At 68.6% G+C, this 17,762-nt stretch carries 15 protein-coding genes; 10 read left to right on the top strand and 5 right to left on the bottom strand.

Annotated features, from left to right (window positions below):
• From DVDV_RS17580 to DVDV_RS17570, 4 genes are all read right to left on the bottom strand, one after another.
• Window positions 1-1,664: DUF2079 domain-containing protein (locus DVDV_RS17580; protein ID WP_075355923.1), on the bottom strand; the 1,664-nt coding region annotated here is incomplete at its 3' end.
• On the bottom strand, window positions 1,657-3,567 hold the full coding sequence (locus DVDV_RS17575) for a hypothetical protein (RefSeq protein WP_254845435.1): 1,911 nt from the start codon (window positions 3,565-3,567) through the stop codon (window positions 1,657-1,659). The genes DVDV_RS17580 and DVDV_RS17575, both read right to left, overlap by 8 nt.
• Window positions 3,568-3,737: 170 nt before the next feature.
• Entirely contained in the window at window positions 3,738-4,541 is an 804-nt protein-coding gene (locus DVDV_RS23540; protein ID WP_254845434.1) for a hypothetical protein, read from the bottom strand.
• A gap of 100 nt (window positions 4,542-4,641) precedes the next feature.
• Window positions 4,642-5,808 carry a glycosyltransferase gene (locus DVDV_RS17570; RefSeq protein WP_075355922.1) on the bottom strand — a complete coding sequence of 389 codons (1,167 nt, stop codon included), beginning with the start codon at window positions 5,806-5,808 and terminating at the stop codon, window positions 4,642-4,644.
• Window positions 5,809-6,008: 200 nt separating this feature from the next.
• On the opposite strand from DVDV_RS17570, the gene DVDV_RS17565 reads away from it, so the two are divergent.
• Complete coding sequence (locus DVDV_RS17565) at window positions 6,009-6,230, top strand: AbrB/MazE/SpoVT family DNA-binding domain-containing protein (RefSeq protein WP_075355921.1); 222 nt, start codon at window positions 6,009-6,011, stop codon at window positions 6,228-6,230.
• Window positions 6,230-6,625 (top strand): type II toxin-antitoxin system death-on-curing family toxin, encoded by a 396-nt coding sequence (locus DVDV_RS17560; RefSeq protein ID WP_075355920.1) that lies wholly within the window; start codon window positions 6,230-6,232, stop codon window positions 6,623-6,625. The genes DVDV_RS17565 and DVDV_RS17560 overlap by 1 nt, the downstream gene beginning before the upstream one ends.
• Window positions 6,626-6,820: 195 nt before the next feature.
• On the opposite strand, the gene DVDV_RS17555 is transcribed toward DVDV_RS17560, so the two are convergent.
• Window positions 6,821-9,211, bottom strand: a complete 2,391-nt coding sequence (locus DVDV_RS17555; protein WP_075355919.1) for a methyl-accepting chemotaxis protein — start codon at window positions 9,209-9,211, stop codon at window positions 6,821-6,823.
• A 403-nt stretch (window positions 9,212-9,614) separates the two neighbouring features.
• Between DVDV_RS17555 and DVDV_RS17550 the strand changes: the two genes are divergently transcribed.
• From DVDV_RS17550 to DVDV_RS17520, 8 genes are all read left to right on the top strand, one after another.
• Window positions 9,615-11,345: a hypothetical protein gene (locus DVDV_RS17550; protein WP_075355918.1), complete on the top strand. Its 1,731-nt coding sequence runs from the start codon at window positions 9,615-9,617 to the stop codon at window positions 11,343-11,345.
• A gap of 40 nt (window positions 11,346-11,385) precedes the next feature.
• Window positions 11,386-13,443, top strand: a complete 2,058-nt coding sequence (gene fdhF, locus DVDV_RS17545) for a formate dehydrogenase subunit alpha (RefSeq protein ID WP_083634817.1) — start codon at window positions 11,386-11,388, stop codon at window positions 13,441-13,443.
• Window positions 13,440-14,036 (top strand): 4Fe-4S dicluster domain-containing protein, encoded by a 597-nt coding sequence (locus tag DVDV_RS17540; RefSeq protein WP_075355917.1) that lies wholly within the window; start codon window positions 13,440-13,442, stop codon window positions 14,034-14,036. Before fdhF ends, DVDV_RS17540 begins: the two co-directional genes overlap by 4 nt.
• Entirely contained in the window at window positions 14,033-14,677 is a 645-nt protein-coding gene (locus tag DVDV_RS22990) for a [Fe-Fe] hydrogenase large subunit C-terminal domain-containing protein (RefSeq protein WP_217694144.1), read from the top strand. Before DVDV_RS17540 ends, DVDV_RS22990 begins: the two co-directional genes overlap by 4 nt.
• Before the next feature lie 50 nt (window positions 14,678-14,727).
• Window positions 14,728-15,435, top strand: a complete 708-nt coding sequence (locus DVDV_RS23815; RefSeq protein WP_368482923.1) for a [Fe-Fe] hydrogenase large subunit C-terminal domain-containing protein — start codon at window positions 14,728-14,730, stop codon at window positions 15,433-15,435.
• Window positions 15,435-15,965 carry a 4Fe-4S dicluster domain-containing protein gene (locus DVDV_RS17530; RefSeq protein WP_075355916.1) on the top strand — a complete coding sequence of 177 codons (531 nt, stop codon included), beginning with the start codon at window positions 15,435-15,437 and terminating at the stop codon, window positions 15,963-15,965. The genes DVDV_RS23815 and DVDV_RS17530 overlap by 1 nt, the downstream gene beginning before the upstream one ends.
• Before the next feature lie 101 nt (window positions 15,966-16,066).
• The gene (locus tag DVDV_RS17525; protein ID WP_075355915.1) at window positions 16,067-17,185 is read left to right on the top strand and encodes an ATP-binding protein; all 1,119 of its coding nucleotides are present in this window, start codon (window positions 16,067-16,069) and stop codon (window positions 17,183-17,185) included.
• A gap of 3 nt (window positions 17,186-17,188) precedes the next feature.
• On the top strand, window positions 17,189-17,762 hold a 574-nt coding region (locus tag DVDV_RS17520), incomplete at its 3' end, for a response regulator (protein WP_139311656.1).

Raw genomic sequence — 17,762 nt, 5'->3', positions numbered from 1 at the left:
GGAAGCTGGCCGGCGGGCGGCGTCTGGCCCGAGGGCTGGCCCTCGCTTTCGGGCTGCGGGGCCTGGGCCGGGATTGGGGCCGGGGCCGGGCCGGGCCGGCGCAGGATGAGGAAGCCGCCCTGGTCGTAGACCGTTTCCAGCTTCTGGCGGGCGGTGATGACCATGACGTTGAATTCCCGGGCCACATCCTCGTCGCGGCAGGCACCCTGGATGAACTCGCAGCCCCGGTCCAGGACAAACCAGGGCCGGGTGAGGTCGAGCAGCACGTATTGGGCTTCCCAGGTGCGCACCGGCAGGTTCGGGGGCTTGCGGGTGCGCACGAAGGTCCAGAAATCGGCCCAGGTGGCCCCGGACAGGTCGCGCACCCGGTGGGGTTCAAAGACGCCCAGGGGAAAGCTGTTGTAGTCCAGGCGCTCGGCCAGGGCTCCCCAGTTGAGGGTATTTTGCGACACCACCGGCACGGACCGGTCCTGGGGGACCGAGCGCAGGATTTCGCCCAGGATGGCGGCGTCCCGGGCGCTTGGCTCGTAGGCGCTGCTCGAAAAGGCGAAGTTGTCGGTGGTCCAGAACAGCCGCGAGACCGGCGACGGAGCCAGCAGCACGTGGGCCAGGGCCAGCCAGCCGAACAGGGCAAAGACCACCCGGTCGGAACCGGCCCCGGATTGCCGGGCCAGGATACGCACCGGGCCGAGCACCTGGCAGAAGGCGAAAAAGAGCACCCCGGCCGCGCCGGCGGTGTAGTGGTTGGCCCAGCCGTAATAGCTCGGGTTGGTGGAGAGCAGGGCCAGGGCCAGACTGGGGATGGCCGGCAGCAGGAGTTTTGGGCGCACCAGCGGAAAAAAGATCAGGGAGCCAAACAGGAAGAGCAGGTATTTCCATTTGCCCGGAACGCCGAAGACCACGGCCAGCACCTTGCCCGGCTCGGTGATCATGGTGACCAGGGCCGCTCCGGGGCTGCCGCCGAGCCAGGCAAAGGCCCCGCTTTGGATGCCAAGGCCGTTGTCTGCGGTGCAAAAGGGCACGACCAGGGCGGTTGCCACGTAGAAATACAGCGATCCGAAGACGACCAGCCCCAGGCCGGCCCGGGACCGGCCCTGGCACAGCCACAGGTACAGGCCGCAAAAGACCGTGGTCAGGGCATAGGGCTCCTTGACCAGGGCCGGGGCCAGCCCGAGCAGCACGGCCAGGACGATGCGCCCCGAGGTGGCGGCGGCCAGGAAGCCGAACAGGATCGGGATGAGCAGATGGTCGAGGTGGAAATCGAACAGGGCATTGGTCCAGACCGGGAAATACAGGGCATAGGCCACGGCGGCCAACATGCCGTGGCGGCGTCCGGCCAGAAGCGCCGGCAGGGCCAGGACCAGGGCCTGGGAAGTCAACAGCACCAGCGGCGCGGCCTGATCGGGCACCAGCCGGTAGACCTGGGCATAGACCGGCAAAAGCGGCTGGGCATGGCCCAGAAAGGCCCGCCACCACTGGCCGGCGGCGTGCAGGGAATAGAGATTGGAGAGAAAGACGCCAAGGTCGAAGACCGTGGAATGCAGGGCCAGGTATTTGAGGCAGGACATGACGGCCAGGAGGCCGAAAAGTCCGGCAAAGACCGCTCCGCCGACTCCCCGGGAGGCCGGGGCGGGCAGCAGCACCGGCGCGTGTTCCTTAAGCATGGGGCGACTCCCGCCGACGGGCCAGGAAAGGGCCGGCAATGATGACGGCCAGACAGGCGGCGTAGGCCGCAGCGCTGATCATAAGCCCGATCAGGTACGAGGTTTGGGGGGCAAAGGAAAGGAGCAATTCGAAGTCCACCGCGCCGTCCGGGTGCAGGGCGAAATAGCCGGGCCGGTCGTCTGAGGCCTTGGGCAGCAGGTGGAGCAGGCCCGGCGGCAGCCACCAGGCATTGGCAAAGCCGTAGGCCTCAATGTGCAGGGCCTCGGGCAGGGCGACAAGGCCGTCGCCGGCCGGTGCGCTCCAGCCGGACGGGTCCTGGGGCCGGGTGGCGGCCTGTCCCGAGGCGGCGGTGAAGGCAGCCGGGAAAAAGGCCTCGGTCAGCCGCGTCTCCGGCAGATTGTCGTTTTGGATGGAGCCGGCCACAAGCGGCGAAACATAGTCCACGGCAAAGCGCGACTCGGTTTCGCCGGCCACCCGGCCGCCCTGGCCGTAGAGAAACCCGGTGCGGGACTGGTCTGCGCCGCTGCCCAGGCTGGTGACCAGCCCTTTGGCCACGTAGCCGGCCAGTTCGGCCGGGCCGGCCTGATCCAGACCCTGGACGGAAAAGGGGCGGTAGGCGGCCAGGAGCGCGGCCATGTCTCGTCCCCGGCCGGTCAATTCCCCGGCCGGGCGGGGCACGAGCAGGGCCTTCCAGCCGGTGTGGAAGGTCTCCTGGAAAATGAGCGGAAAGCCGGCCCTGGCCCCATGGACGCGCACCCGCACCGCTGTCGGGCCAAGCCGGCGAAATTCCACCACCGGGGCGTCGATTTTGGTCTTGGGCCGCACCACCGCCAGCTTGCGCTCGCTGCCCCGCTCGGCCAAAAGCCGGGTGGTGGTCGGGCCGTCGCCCTGCATGGCGGCCACGAATTCGAGAAAGACCGGATCGCGCCCGGCCCGGACATAGACCGTGCCCGGGTCGTAGTCCGGCAACTGCACCTCTTCGGCCAGGGCGGCCACCACCGGATTGCTGCCGCCCGGCCCCCCGACAGCCTCCACCGCCGCCACCCGGTCGCCCGGCCGCACCAGCGGCAGGAAGTCGGCATTTTTATACAGATCCACCGAAGCGAACAAGGGGATGGCCGTCAAGCCCTGCTGGCGGGCCAGATTGGCGTCAAAGACCGGCTTGTAATCCTTGTAGCCGTCCACCATGGCCGGGGCGACGTAGGCCGGCTGGAAATCGTCGTAGGTGTAGGCGTGTTCGTAGCACGGATAGACCAGGAACCGGCACGAGCCCAGGGCCATGAGCCGGGCGATGCTGGTGCTCGGGTGCTCGGCGTAGAGGCCGGAAAAAATCGGCTCAGCCAGGGGATGGGTCTTAAAGGCCATGAAAAAGGGCTTGGGCGAATAGGCCGAGGTCCACTCGAAGGTGAAGTCGGTGCGGCCGGGCCAGGTGATGCCGATGGGCGGCAGATAGGCCACCCGGAAGTCGTCGCGCCGGTCGCGCAAAAAGCCGTAGACCGCAGCCACGTCCGGGTTGATCGGGGTCTGGCTGAGGGTGAGCGGCTGGGGATCGCGGTCCGGGTCAAAGGGGCGGGTGAGCCCCCCGGCCAGGAAGGGGGAGACGAACACGAGCACGATCAGGCCGGCCACGGCCATGGCCAGCCGGGGACGCGGGGCGGCGGCGGCCAGATCGGCGGCGGTGCGGGCAAAGAGCAGGGCATAGGGCAAGACCACCAGCGGCAGCCAGCGGGTGGTGTTGGAAAAGGCGGCAAACAGGATGGGCAGGGTCTTTTTGAGGACAAGCTGGTAAAAGGCCAGGCCGGGCAGGGTGCGTGAACCGGCCACCAGCATGACGCCGACCAGGGCGGTGACGAAAAGGGCGGTCAGCTCCGGGGTTTTTTCGCCGGCGGAAGGGATAGGCAAAGACCCCGAGGCCAAGGGCCAGGGCGGCCAGATTCCAGGGCAGATCCAGGCCCGGCGGCACCGGATAGACGTATTCGGTGTCCATGCCCGGGCGCAGGCGCAAAAACAGCGAGGCGTCGGACGGCTGGCTGGTGGATTCGTGGTAGGCCTCGCGCCGGGGCAGCTCGGAATCAACCGTGACGTCGCCGTCGGCCGACACCGACAGGCCCCAGCCGTGGCGGATGGCTCCCTTGCCGAAATAGTCGCCGAAAAACGGGGCCATGAAATGGATGTTCATGGCCACGGCCACGCAGCCCAGGCCAATGAAGGCGGCGGCGAGCATTTTTTTTGCGCCGGCCGGACACAAGCCGCCAGCCAAAGCCGATGGCCAGCATGGTGGCGGCGGACATGCCGACTCCGGGATGCAGCGAGGTCAGCCCCAGGAGAAAGCCGGTCAGGACAGTAAAATAGACGACGCCCGGCCGGTCGGCCTCGATGCGCCCGGCCAGGACCGCTCCGGCCAGGATGACCAGGGGCAGCAGGGCGTAGCCGGCCAGCATGGGCATGTGCCCGGCCACCACCCGGCTCAGGGCATAGGGCGAGAAGGCGTAAAAAACAGCGGCCAGCAGGGCAAAGACCGGGGGCAGCTCCAGCCGCCGGGCCAGCGGCCACATGGCTGCGCCCGAGGCGAAGACGAGCAGGAGCGGCAGCCATTTGGAGACGGTTTCGCCGCCAAGGACCGACACCGGCCAAAGGGCCAGCCAGTAGAGCAGTTCGAGCTTGAAATAGTGGTAGCGGCCGGTCTCGAAATAGGCGTCCCAGGTGGAGAAATGGTGCCGGGCCATGTCGCGGAACTGTTCGGCGAAATTGGGGATGCCCCAGTCCCAGGTGTGGCCGACGATGCCCGGCCGGGCCAGCACCCCGGCAAAGGCCAGCAAGGTCAGCGCCGCCAGCACGGCCATGGCAGTGAGCGCGATTGCCGTGTTTCGTCGCATGGTGTCCTTTTCCGGTTGTCCGTCGCCCGCCGGGTGTTGGGTGTTGCCCATCGGGTGTCGCCTCTTGACCGGGGCGACGGCGGTGGTGTGGTCTTGCGCGTCAGCGAAGCGGCGGGGCCAGGGCGGCCTCGAAAGAGGCGTCGAAGATGGCCGACCAGCGGTAGCGCTGCATGTACTCCACGGCAGCCCGGCGCATGGCCCGCCAGCGGTCCGGGGCCTCGACCATGGCCGCAATGGCGGCGATGACCCCGTCAACCGTGTATGCAGCCACGACGCCGGCCGAAAGGGCCGCCACATCCTTGGCGATTTCCGGCACGTCGGTGATGACCACGGGCAGGCCGCAGGCCAGGTAGTCCTTGACCCGGCTGGGATCGGCCCAGCGCGACAGGTTGTTGTCGGTCGGGCGGTACAGGGCCAGACTGATGTCGAAGGCGGGGAGGGTGTCGAGTACGGCGTCGTGGTTCATCACGCCGTGGAGGGTCACGCTCGAGCCCAGGGCGGTCAGGCGGGCCTCGAAGGGGGCGTAGACCACGCCGTCCTCGATGGCGTTGTTGGGCGTTTTGCCGATGACATGGAGCCGGAGGTCCGGAAAGCGGGCCAGAAGGGCCGGCCAGGCCTCGATGACCAGATCGACGCCCTTGGACGGGGAGAGCGCCCCCAAAAGGACCACGTCGGCCGGGGTCTTGGTGGATTTGTCCGGCAGGTCGATCTTTTCCAGATCCACCCCGACCGGCACCAGCACATTGCGATCATCGGGCAGGCCCTGTTCGCGGCGGATCTCCACGATACGCGGGGAAATGTTCCAGGCGGCGTCGCAGTTGTTCAGGCAAAACCGGTCCAGGGCGTGGTAGAGGCGATTTAGGACCGGATTGGCGAACCGGCCCGGCATCCAGTCGATGGTGTAGAAAATGACGCGCTGTATCAGCCCGCATTTTTTGAGCAGCACGGCCACGATGCCGTTTAACGGATCGCAGGCCACGCAGGTGTCAAAGCGCGACAGGAAGCCGAAAAAGAAAAGGACGGAGAAAAATGCGTCTTTGACGTAGGTGAGCAGGTTGGGCAAGGCCCAGCCGCCGCAACGCTTCTCCGAGACCAGTCGGCCGGCCGTATATTTTTTGGCAATGGAACGGCGATCCGAGCAGTAATGGAACGGGTGGTAGATGACCCCCAGGTTGTCGGATCTGGATTTGAGATAGTTTTCCAGGGCTTCCGAGGGGCCGGCCAGATCGGTGATGTGGCTTATGAGCAGGGCTTTGGCAAAGCGCATGATACTCCCGAGCGGCAAACGAGGATGCGGCTGCCGTGAGCAGCCGTTCGGGGCTTGAGGTAGCCGCATCGCCAACGGAAATCAAGAAGGACCGGGAGATCGGCCGGCGGATGGTCCGGGTCGGTCCGGTCCGGCCAGCCCGCCGGCTTGACCCTTTTGGGCGGCGGTTATAACGAATGTTTAAACAAGAAGGAGGCCTCATGCGCGCAACCGTAACCCAGATCGGCAATTCGACCGGACTCATTTTGCCCAAGGAGGCCGTGGCCCGGCTGAAGGTGAAAAAGGGCGACAGCGTCTTTTTGACTGAAACGCCGGATGGATATGCAGTCACGACCTATGACCCGGAGTTCGAGGCCCAGATGGAGTCGGCCCGCCAGGGCATGGGCCGGTATCGCAATGCACTGAAGGAATTGGCCAAATAGTGGGCTGGCACTGGCTGCTCGAGGCGGTGGTGGCGGCTGTCCATGCTGAGCAGTTGGCCGCCCACGGCGGTGGTCCGGGGGTGCGCGATCCGGGGCTGCTTGCCTCGGCCCTGGCCCGGCCGCGCCAGCTTGCCGGGTATGGCCAGCCCGACGTTTTTGAGCTGGCCTCCGCCTATGCCTGGGGTATTTTGCGCAACCATCCCTTTGTCGACGGCAACAAGCGCACGGCTTTTCTGGCGGCCTACGTTTTTCTCGATATCAATGGATTTGTGCTTGGCGCGCCCGAGGCCGAGACCGCTGCGGCAATCCTGGCTGCGGCAGCCGGCGAGCTCGACGAGGCCGGACTGGCCTCCTGGCTGCGTGCGCACGCCCGCCCAAGGGCCGAAGCGGACTGATCCCGTCTTCGTGTCGCACCCCGGCAGGCCTCCCCCCTTTGCAACTCCACTCACCGCTCGGCAACGCCCCTGTCAAAGCAAACTCCCCCCAGGAGGGGATTCCAAAGGGACTCAGTCCCTTTGGCCGCCGGAGGCACTCTTCCTCTTCCTCTTTCCGCCCTCTCTCTTCCTCTGCTCGCACACGCCTCGCCCTGCCTAGCCCCGCATCTCTTCGATCAGCCGCATGAGTTCGCCGGCCTGTCCGGCCAGATCGGACACGGCCCCGGCGGCTTCGTCCATGTCCCGGGCGGTTTCCTCGGCCACTTCGCCGATGGAGTAGACGGCCCGGTTGATTTCGTCGTGGGCCGTGGCCTGGGTCTTGGCCGAGGCGGCAATTTCTCGCACGGCCAGGGCCGCGCCCTCGCAGCTGGAGACGATCTCCGCCAGGGTCGCGCCCGAGCGGGCCACCAGCCCGTCGGCCTGGGCCACGGCCTCGGTGGCCCGGACGGCCTTGGTGGCGCTGTCGTCCACGGCGGCCAGCACGGCATGGACCGAGGAGGAGACTTCGCGGGTGGCGTTCATGGTCTTTTCCGCCAGTTTGCGCACTTCGTCGGCCACGACCGCAAACCCGCGGCCGGCATCGCCGGCCCGGGCGGCCTCAATGGCGGCATTAAGGGCCAGCAGGTTGGTCTGGTCGGCGATGTCGGAAATAACCGAGATGATGCCGCCGATGGAGGCGGCCCGGCTGCCTAAGGCGTCCATGCTGGTTCGCAGCGACCCGGACAGGTCGCTGACCTGGGCGATGGCCCGGGCGGTCTGTTCCACGGCCTCGCGCCCGGCCTTGGCCTGGGCCATGGCGGCTTCGGCCCCGGAGGCGGCGCCGTCGGCCCCGGCGGCCACGGCGTCCAGGGCCTGGTTGAGGCCTTCGATGGCCCCGACCGTCTCCTGAAGCTGGGCGGTCTGGGCCATGGCTCCGTCGGACACGGTGACCACCCGGCCGGACAGGGCTTCGGCGCTGTCGGCCACGTGGCGGGCGATTTCCTCGGCATGGCCGGCCACCCGGCGAAGGGTCTCGTTGCGGCTGACCACCAGGGCCTCGGTGGACCGGATGTCGGTCAGATCGACCACCAGGGCAAAGGCCCCGATAAGGCCCTCGTCGAGGTCGTAAAGCGGCGCGGTGTCCAGGCGCACGTGCCGGGTCCGTCCCTGGCGGTCATCGAGGAGCGATTCCACCCCGAGGCGGCAGGCCCGGTCATTGAGGCAGCCGGCCAGTTGGTCGGAAATGCTGGTGTTTTCTCCGAACACCTCGCTGGCCGGCCGGCCGAGCAGGGCCTTGTAGTCATCACCAAGGCCGAGCAGGGCCAGGAGGGACGGGTTGACGAAGGTGACCAGACCGTGGGTGTCGGTCACCAGACAGGGCAGGGTGATGGCCTTTAAGATGCTTGAAGAAAAGCCGAGCTTGTTTTTGATTTCAGCGACCATCCGGGTCAGGCCGGTGCGCAGGGCCTCCATTTCGCCCTTGAGTCGCGATGGGGCCAAAGCGGCGAAATCGCCGCGGGTCACGGCGGCCAGATAGTCGAGGATGCCGGCCAGGGGGGAGAGGATTTCCCGGCGCAAAAATACGGTGACGGCCAGGAGCACCAGGGCGGCGGTGACGCCGGCCACGGCCAGGGAGACGTGGCGCAGGCCCTTGGCCGCGGCAAAGGCCTCGTCGGCCGGGGTGCGGGCCAGCAGGGCGAAGCCGACGTCGCCGAAGGCGACCGGGGCAAAGGCGGTGAGGGTCTCGTTGCCGTCCGGGCCTTCGCTCGTTTCCTTGCCGGTTTCGCCGGCCAGCCCCTTGGCGGCGGCGGTGTCGTTGGCGGCGAGGTTGTCCTGGCCGGCGGCGGATTTGACGCGCACGCCGCCGTCGGTGCCCAGGAGCAGGAACTCCCGGGTCATGCCCGTGCCTTCGCCCTGGCCCATGATGCGGCCCAGTTCGGCCTTGGGCACGCGCAGGATGGCGGCGGCCTCGATCATGGTGCCGGTATGGTTTTTTATCGGCGCGGCCACAAAGGCGGCCGGTTCGCCGCCCAGAGGGGCGTAGGGCGCGAAATCGGCAAAGACGATCTTGCCGGCCATGGCCCCCTTCCAGGCGACGGCCAGACTGGAATCCTTAAGCGGCCCGGCTTTGAGGTCCTCCCCCACTTCCTTGCCGCCCTTGGCTCCGAAATAGACCCGGCCGTCGTCGGCCACGACCAGGGCGTCCTCGAAACCGAGCACCTCGGTGAAGGGGGCAAAGGGCGGGGCCACATAGTCGTAGAGGTCCTTGTATTCGTCGGTGGCCGTTTCCACCCGCTGTCCGGGTTTGCCGAGCATGAAATAATCGCGCAACATGCCGACGCCGTTGTAGACTTCCTTCACTTTGGCCAGGATGGCAGCCTCGCGCAGCCAGGTGGCGGCCGCGGCTTCCAGGGCCTCCTTGCGGCTGTCCCGGGCCGCGGCCAGGCCGGCAAAGGCCTGTTCTCCGAGGATGCCGCCAGCCTGGCGCAGGCTGACCACGGCGGTCACGGCCAGGGGCAGGATGCTGATGGCCAGGCAAAAGGCGATGAGTTTGTACTTCAGTGTCATGGCACGTCTCGCAGGAAGCCGGTTATCCAGGGTGAACTGGAATTGCCGCCACTGCTACGTGACACCGGCAGCAAAGCGGTGAAGGCTGCGTGTCATTTCTGCGACAGGCCGGGCCACGGCGTTGCTACGCCGTAACCTGGCTGAAACGTGGGCTGGGCTCGTCGGGTAAACGTCCTTGCGGCGATGCGGCCTGTCCCGGCCGTGCAGAATTGGCGCGTTCGATCAGATACTTCCTGCCGGGATATTATCGGTTCATGGCGTAACCCGGCCCACAGGCCGGCCGCCTTTCTCCGCATGTTCGGCCGCACCGCCCGGATGGCGCGGCCGGATCAGACCGGATGCGGGACGGACCTGACGCGCGGCGTCCAGCCGGGCCAGGCCCCCTGCCGGTCGGGGCCAACGCATGTTTGAAACCGCACGCTTTTCCCGGCAGGCCGGCTTTGCCCGGTCCGGCCGCCTGTTTGTGCCGATGGTCCTGCTTCTGGCCGCCATCCGCGTCGTCTGCCTGACCCAGGCCCAGCTGCCCTTTAACGGCTGGGACGAACTGCCGCACATGGCCGTGGCCTATTTCGTGGCCAAGACCGGCCACATGCCGACATCCCGCACGCCCATGCCCCGGGAGCTGGTCCCGTTTATAACCGCCCATCCCCATCCCACGGCCTCGCTGTCCATGCTGCGCGGCATCGACGCCAGACCCTATCCCGGCACCGACCCGGCTGCCTCGGCCGAACCGGCCAAGCGTTTTGACATGTTCTGCTATGAGGCCCAGCATGGGCCGCTTTTCTATCATCTGGCCGCGCCGTTTCTCGGCGGTTCCGATCCACAGAGCCTCCTGGCCTGGGTCGACGGGGTGCGTCTGGCCAACGGGGCGCTCCTTTTGGCCACATTGGTCCTTTGGTACGCCATCCTGCGCCGCATCGTGCCGAAAACCGGCCGGCTCAACTGGCTGCCGGAGGGCATCATGCTGCTCTTGGCCAGCTTTTCCTATGTGTATTTCAATTTCGTGCGCTTCTCCAACGACGCCCTGGCCATCAGCCTCGGCAGCGCCGCCCTGGCCTTGTACGTGCTTGGCATCAGTCCGCGCGGCCCGGCCCGGCCGGGCGGGCTGTGGCGCTACGGCCTGCTCGGGATCCTCGTGGGGCTGGCCGTGCTGGCCAAGGCCACCAGTCTGTCCCTGGTCCCGGCCCTGGGGCTGGCGGTCCTGTGGCAGGGGAGGCAGCCTGGCCGCCGCCGGGCCGCCCTGGCTGCCGCCCTGGCCCTGGCTGCCGGCTATCTCCTGGTCGCCGGCTGGTACCACGGGGCCAGTCTGGCCCGTTTCGGCCAACTGACCGGGATGCAGGAAGCGGTCTTAAACGCCCGCCAGGGCTATGGACCGGGCAAACTGCTCACTGCGGCCGGGCATCTTGGCTACGGTTTTTTCCGCAACCCCATCCTCTATAACGCCACGCCCCATCTGGCCGGCTGGTCCAATCTGCATTCCCCGGACTGGCAAAATCTCGGCTTCAAGGCGGCGGTGACGGGCTGTCTGCTGGCCTTGGGTGCGGCCATGCTTGGCCGGACCGGCCGGCGGGATGCCATCGCCCTGGCTGGGGCGTCCGGGCCGCTGCTTCTTTTATGGGCGGCAACGGCCGCGGCGCTCGGCTACCATGCCGTGCAGTCGGCGGCCCGCTGGGGCTTTCCCACTACCGGGGCGTGGTATGGCATGTTGGCCCTGCCCGTGACCTTTGGCCTGCTCCTCCTGGGGCCGGCCCTGTGCGGCCGGCGGGCGGGGACCGGGGCGTTGCTGCTTTTGGCCGGGCTTTTTAATCTCGCCTTCATGGACGGCGTCTACAACGTGCTGGTGGTCCAGGAGACCGGCACGGCCGACCTCTACCGGGCCATCCGGGAGCTGGCCGCCCACCACGCCCTGGTCCGCCTGGACCTTGCTCCCTGGCTGGCGGCCGAGGTGTTGTGCCTGGCTGTCGTCCTGGCCCTGGGCCTGGAATCCGTGTGGCGGCCGGCAGTGGCCGGGGCCGGCTGCGAGGTCCGGCGGGTCGTGCAATTGCGCGCAATCCGTGCAATTGCGCGTCCGGCTATTGCGCGCCCGGCCCGGACCGCAAGCCCGCCAGACCGCCTGGGCCGGGCTTTGCCGTAACGGCTGCGTTCTGGCATGGCCTGTGCTAAGCAGGCAGGCCATGCAACGCATCAACACCACCTGTCCCTATTGCGGGGTCGGCTGTTCCCTGACCCTGGGCGTGGCCGACGGACGCATCGTTTCCGCCGATCCCGGGCCGGCTCCTTCGGTCAATGGGCCGGCCCTGTGTTCCAAGGGTCGCTATGGCTTTGATTTCGTCACCCACGCCGACCGCCTGAAGACGCCGCTCATCCGCTCCCGGGGGCGGCTGGTGCCGGCGTCCTGGGACGACGCCCTGGCCCTGGTCGCCGACTCCCTCGGGACCCTGGCCGCCGCCCACGGCCCGCAGTGCGTGGGCGGACTGAGCAGCGCCCGGTGCACCATCGAGGAGAACTACCTCTTCCAGAAGCTTTTCCGGGCCGGCCTTGGCAGCAACAACGTCGACCACTGCGCCCGGCTCTGACACGCCCCCACCGTGGCCGGTCTGGCCACCAGCCTTGGCAGCGGGTCCATGACCAACAGCATCGCCGAAATTGCCGCCATGGGGCCGGGCGACTGCATGGTGGTCATCGGCTCCAACACCACCGAGTGCCATCCGATCATCGGCCTGGCCATGCTTGAGGCCAAACGCCGGGGCGCGGCCCTGGTGGTCATTGATCCCCGGGAGATCGATCTGGCCCGCCGGGCCGATGTCTGGCTGCGGCTCACGCCGGGTACGGACGTCACGCTTCTTTCGGCCCTGGCCCGGACCATCGTGGACGAGGGGTTGGCCGATACGGCCTTTATCGACGGCCGCACCGAGGGTTTCGCCGCCTTTTGCCAAAGCCTGGCCGCCTTTGCTCCCGAGGCGGCGGCAGGGGTCTGCGGTGTGGCTGCCGACGACATCCGCCGGGCGGCCCGGATCATCGGCCGGGCGGCTAATGCCGCCTTCTACTACACCATGGGCGTCACCCAGCATGTCACCGGCACGGACAATGTCCTGGCCGTGTCCAATCTGGCCCTGGTCACCGGCAATCTGGGCCGGCCCAGGACCGGGGTCAATCCGCTTCGCGGCCAAAACAACGTGCAGGGCTCCTGCGACATGGGGGCCTTGCCCAATGTCCTGACCGGCTACCGCAGCGTGGCCGACGACGCGGTGCGCCGGACCTTCGAGGCGGCCTGGGGCGTGGCCCTGCCGGCGTTGCCCGGCCTGACCATCCCGAAGATGCTCGACGGGGCGCACCACGGCACGGTGCGGGGCCTTTTTGTCTTCGGGGAAAACCCCATGCGCAGCGACCCGGACATCGCCCATGTCGAGCGCTGCCTCAAGGCGGCCGAATTTTTGGCGGTGCAGGATATTTTTCTGACCGAAACCGCCGCCCTGGCCGATGTGGTCCTGCCCGGGGCCAGCTTTGCCGAAAAGGACGGGACCTTTGCCAGCACCGAGCGCCGGGTGCAGCGGGTGCGCCGGGCCATTGCCCCGGTTGGCGGAAGCCGGCCGGACTGGGTCATCCTGGCCGATCTGCTGGCCCGCCTGGGCCGGCCCGAACGCTATGAGTCGGCCGAGGCCGTCTTTGACGAGATGCGCCGGCTCACCCCCACATACGCCGGCATGACCTACGCCCGCCTGGAGCACGGCGGCCTGCAATGGCCCTGCCCGGACGAGAACCATCCCGGCACGCCGATCCTCCATGTCGGCCGCTTTGCCCGGGGCCTGGGCAAATTCGTGCCCCTGGCCGCGCGATGCCGGGCCGAGCCGCCCGATGCCGACTATCCCCTGACCCTGTCCACCGGCCGGGTGGTGGCCCACTACCACACCGGGACGATGACACGGCGCTGTTTCGGTCTGGCCGGGGTCGCGCCCGAGGAACTGGCCGAGGTCCATCCCGACGCCGCCGCCCGCTATGGCGTCACCGACGGCGAACAGATGACCGTGCGCACCCGCCGGGGGCAGGTGACGGTGCGGGCGGCCGTGACCCGGCGGGTGCCGCCGGGCATGGTCTTTATGACCTTTCATTTCACCGAGTCCCCGGCCAATGCCCTGACCACGGCCGAGGCCGACCCGGTGGCCGGCACGCCGTCGCTCAAGGCGTGCGCGGCGGCCATCGGCAACGTGCAATGCAGCGAGGAAACGCGATGAACCAATCGCTTCGACCGTTTATTGCCGCCCGGGCCGAGGCCTGCATCGGCTGCCGGGCCTGCGAACTGGCTTGCGGCGCGGCCCATGTGCCGGGCGGGGCCACGGTGGGGAGTCTTGGCGGGCCTGTGGTGCCGCGCCTGTATCTGGTGCGCGCTGGCGCGGTATGCCTGCCGGTGGCCTGCCGCCACTGCGAGGCCGCCCCGTGCGCGGCCGTGTGCCCGACCGCCGCCATCCGCTGCGACGCTACCGGGGTGGTGGTGGAAACCGGGCGCTGCATCGGCTGCAAGACCTGTCTGGCCGCCTGCCCGGTCGGGGCCATGGCCCTGGCCGAGGTGGTGGAAAACGGCCGGCCGGTCATGCACCGCATTGTGGATGCGGGTACGCCTGATGGCTTTGTGGAGACGCCGGCCTTGCTGGCCAGCAAGTGCGACCTGTGCCGGGAGCGTTCGTCTGGCCCGGCCTGCGTGGCCGCCTGTCCGACCGGGGCCTTGGAGTGTGTCGACCCGGCCCGGCTGCGCCGGGAACGCATCCGGGCCGCTGCCCTGGCCCTGGCTGGCACACCGGTGCGCGACGACCGGGGGGCGGCGTCATGACCGCGCGTCCCGTCATTGCCATCGACCCGGCCCTGTGCACGGGCTGCGGCCGTTGTGCCGCGGTCTGTCCGGTCGGGGCCATTGCCGGCCCGGACGGCCAGGCCAAAACCATTGACGCTGCGGCCTGCGTCCTGTGCGGCCAGTGCGTCCAGCTGTGCACCGCCTTTGCCGCGCCCTTTGACGACGAGCCCCGCGACGTCGCCGCCATCTGCCGGGCCCGCGGCCTGTCCGGGACGGCCGGACCGGTCTTTGCCGCCTACAGCCGGTGCGACCTGCCGGCCGCCCAGGCCCTTGCGGCCGATGGGGCCAAGGTGGCCATGGTCCAGTGCGCCCCGGCCGTTCGCGTCACCCTGGCCGAGGAATTCGGCCTGCCGCCAGGGACGCTTACGCCGGGCAAGCTGGCCGCGGCCCTGCGCCGCCTGGGTTTTGCCGGGGTCTACGACACCACCTTTGCCGCCGACGTCACCATCATGGAGGAAAGCGCCGAGCTGTTGGGGCGCATCGACTCCGGAGTCGCCCTTCCCCTTTTCACCTCCTGCTGCCCGGCCTGGGTGCGCCATGTGGAAACGGCCTGGCCGGCGCTTATCCCGCACCTGTCCTCCTGCAAATCGCCGCAGCAGATGGCCGGGGCGCTTTTTTAAAAAGCTACGCCGCCGCCCTGGACGGGATCGACCCCGCCCGGGTGGCCAGCGTGTCGGTCATGCCGTGCACGGCCAAAAAGCACGAGGCCGCCCGGCCGGAACTGTGCGCCCCGGAATCGGGCCTGCCCGACGTGGATGTGGTCATTACCGTGGCCGAACTGGCCGTCTGGCTCAAGGAGGCCGGCATCGACCTGCCAAGTCTGGCCGATGAGCCCTTTGACGCGCCCCTGGGCCGCTATTCCGGGGCCGGGGTCGTTTTCGGGGCTTCGGGCGGGGTCATGGAAGCGGCCCTGCGTACGGCCGTGGCCGTGGTCGATGGCGGGGGGGCTTTCGCGCCCCAGTCCGGCATCGTCTTTGAACCGGCCGGGCCGGGCGTGTCCCGGGCCGAGTTCACCCTGGGCGGCCGGGCCTTGGCCGCCGTGGTCGTGTCCGGTCTGGCCAATGCCGCGCCGCTGCTCGCTGCCGTGGCCGAGGGCCGGGCCGATTTCCAGTTCATGGAAGTGATGTGCTGTCCGGGCGGCTGCGTGGCCGGCGGCGGCACGCCAAAACTCCTGCCCGGCGTGGATGTGGCCGCAGCCGTGGCTGCCCGGCGCGCAGCCCTTGGCCGCCACGACCGGGAGCTTTTGGTGCGGGAGAGCCACCAAAACCCGGCGGTGGCCCAACTCTACGCCGAATTTTTGGAAAAACCGCTTTCGCACCGCTCCCACGAATTGCTCCACACCGTTTACGGCGGGGCCGTGAAGGAGGGGCGGGACTGATGCACGCCTTTGTCCTGGCCGATCCCGACCGCTGCATCGGCTGCCGGGCCTGCGAGATCGCCTGTTCCCTGGCCCATCTTCCGCCCGGCTGCGATCCGGGCCGGGCCATGGAGCAGGGGACGGATTTTACCCCGCGCCTCACCATCGTGCGCCAGGGCGGCTTGGTGGTCCCGGTGCAGTGCCGCCAGTGCGAGGATGCCCCGTGCGCCCGGGTCTGCCCTTCCGGCTGCATCACATCCGAGGGCCGGTCGGTGGCTATTGCCGAAGCGGCCTGCACCGGCTGCAAGGCCTGTCTGGCCGTGTGCCCGGTGGGGACCATGAACATGCTGCCGGCTGCGGCCGGGCCGGCCCGGCTGGTGGCCGGCAAGTGCGACCTGTGTTTGGGCCGGCCGCCCGATTCGGTTGGCCCGGCCTGTCTGGCTGTGTGCCCGGCTGGGGCGCTGACCCTCTACGAACCGGCCGCGTTAGCCCGTCTGGCCGCCGACCGGCGACGCCTCGCCGCTCTGGGATTGCCACAGCCTCAGGGGTGAGAGCGCACCCTTAAAGACTTTCCCAAGTGCAGGGGTCCGGGGGGATCATCCCCCCGGCCGCCGGAGGCCTCTTCCCTTGCTCTGTTAAGGAGACGCATCGCGTGACGCCAGCCGATTCCATTTACCGGGCCGTGGTCGAGGACCAGACCGAGCTGATCCGGCGCTTCCGGCCGGACGGCCGCCTGACGTTCGTTAACGGCGCGTTTTGCCGGTTCTACGAAAAGACCCGCCCTGAGCTGCTCGGCAGCCATTTTAGCGAACTGTTGCCCGCTGCCGAGCGCGAGGCCGTGGTTTCGCGCATCTATGCCCTGACGCCGGCCGAGCCGGAAGTCGTCACCGAGCCGAGCTATACCGGGCGCGACGGCCGGGTACGCTTTCTCCAGTACGTCACCCGGGCCATTTTCAGCGACGCCGGCGAGGTGGTGGAATATCAGTCCGTCGGGCGCGACATCACGGTCCAGAAGGAAGCCGAGCTGACCCTGGCCGAGGCCCGCCGGGCCATGGAACGGGCCGCCCGGGTGACCACCCTGGCAGTCATTGGCGGCGGCATCGCCCATGAGATCAACCAGCCCCTAAGCGCTATCCGCCTGCTCGCCGCCTCGGCCCGCATCCTGGAGGAGCGCGGCAGTCCCCCGCCCGGGGAGATGGCCCGGCTGCTCGGCGAAATAGCCGCCCAGGTGGACCGCATCGACGCCATCGTCAACCATCTGCGCCAGCATCTGCGCCGCCAAAGCGCCCTGCCGGCCGGTCCGTGCGACCCAGGCGCGGCCGTGACCGCAGCCCTGGCCCTTGTTGAGGCCCAGGTCCGGGCCAGGGACATCCGGCTCACGAGCCGCATCGAGGCGGACCTGCCGCCGGTGGACGGGCCGTCCATCCGCATCGAGGAACTGGTCATCAATCTGGTGGACAACGCCAGGCAGGCCCTGGCCCGGGCCGCCGGGCCGGACCGGGAGATTACCGTGGCCGTTGCCCGTGAGGGGCCCGGCCGGGTGGCCCTGACCGTGGCCGACACCGGGCCGGGCTTTGATCCGGCCCTGGCCGCCACGCTTTTCGAGCCGTTTTTCACCACCAAGCCGGCCGGCAGCTCCATGGGCCTTGGCCTGTCCATCGTGCGCACCATCGTGGACGCGGCCGGCGGCAGCGTAACAGCAGAAAACCGGCCCGGCGGCGGCGCGCTTTTTCGCGTCTCCCTGCCGGCCTTTGCCGGGGAGGCGGGCTGACGCATGGATATTTTGCTGGTCGATGACGACGACGCCACCCGTGGCTCCCTGGCCGGCTACCTGACGCTCCTTGGCCACGGCCTGACCGCCCGGCCCGAGGCGGCCAGCGCCCTGGAAGCGGCCCGCTCCCGGCCTTTCGACCTGATCCTGTCCGACATCAACATGCCCGGGACCTCGGGCATCGAACTGGTGCGCGCCGTGGCCGGCCTGCCCGGGGCCCGGAAACCCGACGTGGTGCTCTATACCGGCCACAGCGATCTGGGGCTGGCTATCGGGGCCCTGCGGGCCGGGGCCTATGACTACCTGACCAAGCCCATCAACCTGGAGGAACTCGGGGCCGTGCTCGACCGGGTGGCCGAGCATCAGCGCCTTCTGGCCGAAAACGACCGGCTGACCAACCGCTTTGACGAGGCGGTTGCCGCCGCCACCACCGACGCCCGGGCGGAGCTTGGCCGGCTGCGGGCGCTTTTGGCCGAAAAGGCCGGACTGGCCGAGGTGGGGATTTTTTCCGAAGCCATGTGGCGGGTGGTGGAGCAGGCCAAACGCTACCACGAGGACCGGGGCGTGCCGGTGCTCA

The organism is Desulfovibrio sp. DV, assembly GCF_001936595.1.
Lineage (GTDB): Bacteria > Desulfobacterota > Desulfovibrionia > Desulfovibrionales > Desulfovibrionaceae > Solidesulfovibrio.
This window is presented reverse-complemented; position numbering and strand designations above follow the sequence as displayed.

Excerpts from the sequence above, each read along its gene's own strand:
- DVDV_RS22990 (WP_217694144.1), top strand. The coding sequence starts at position 14,033 with ATGACCGCGCGTCCCGTCATTGCCATCGACCCGGCCCTGTGCACGGGC.
- DVDV_RS17565 (WP_075355921.1), top strand. The coding sequence starts at position 6,009 with ATGCGCGCAACCGTAACCCAGATCGGCAATTCGACCGGACTCATTTTG.
- DVDV_RS17555 (WP_075355919.1), bottom strand. The coding sequence starts at position 9,211 with ATGACACTGAAGTACAAACTCATCGCCTTTTGCCTGGCCATCAGCATC.
- DVDV_RS17550 (WP_075355918.1), top strand. The coding sequence starts at position 9,615 with ATGTTTGAAACCGCACGCTTTTCCCGGCAGGCCGGCTTTGCCCGGTCC.
- DVDV_RS17530 (WP_075355916.1), top strand. The coding sequence starts at position 15,435 with ATGCACGCCTTTGTCCTGGCCGATCCCGACCGCTGCATCGGCTGCCGG.
- DVDV_RS17540 (WP_075355917.1), top strand. The coding sequence starts at position 13,440 with ATGAACCAATCGCTTCGACCGTTTATTGCCGCCCGGGCCGAGGCCTGC.
- DVDV_RS23540 (WP_254845434.1), bottom strand. The coding sequence starts at position 4,541 with ATGCGACGAAACACGGCAATCGCGCTCACTGCCATGGCCGTGCTGGCG.
- DVDV_RS17570 (WP_075355922.1), bottom strand. The coding sequence starts at position 5,808 with ATGCGCTTTGCCAAAGCCCTGCTCATAAGCCACATCACCGATCTGGCC.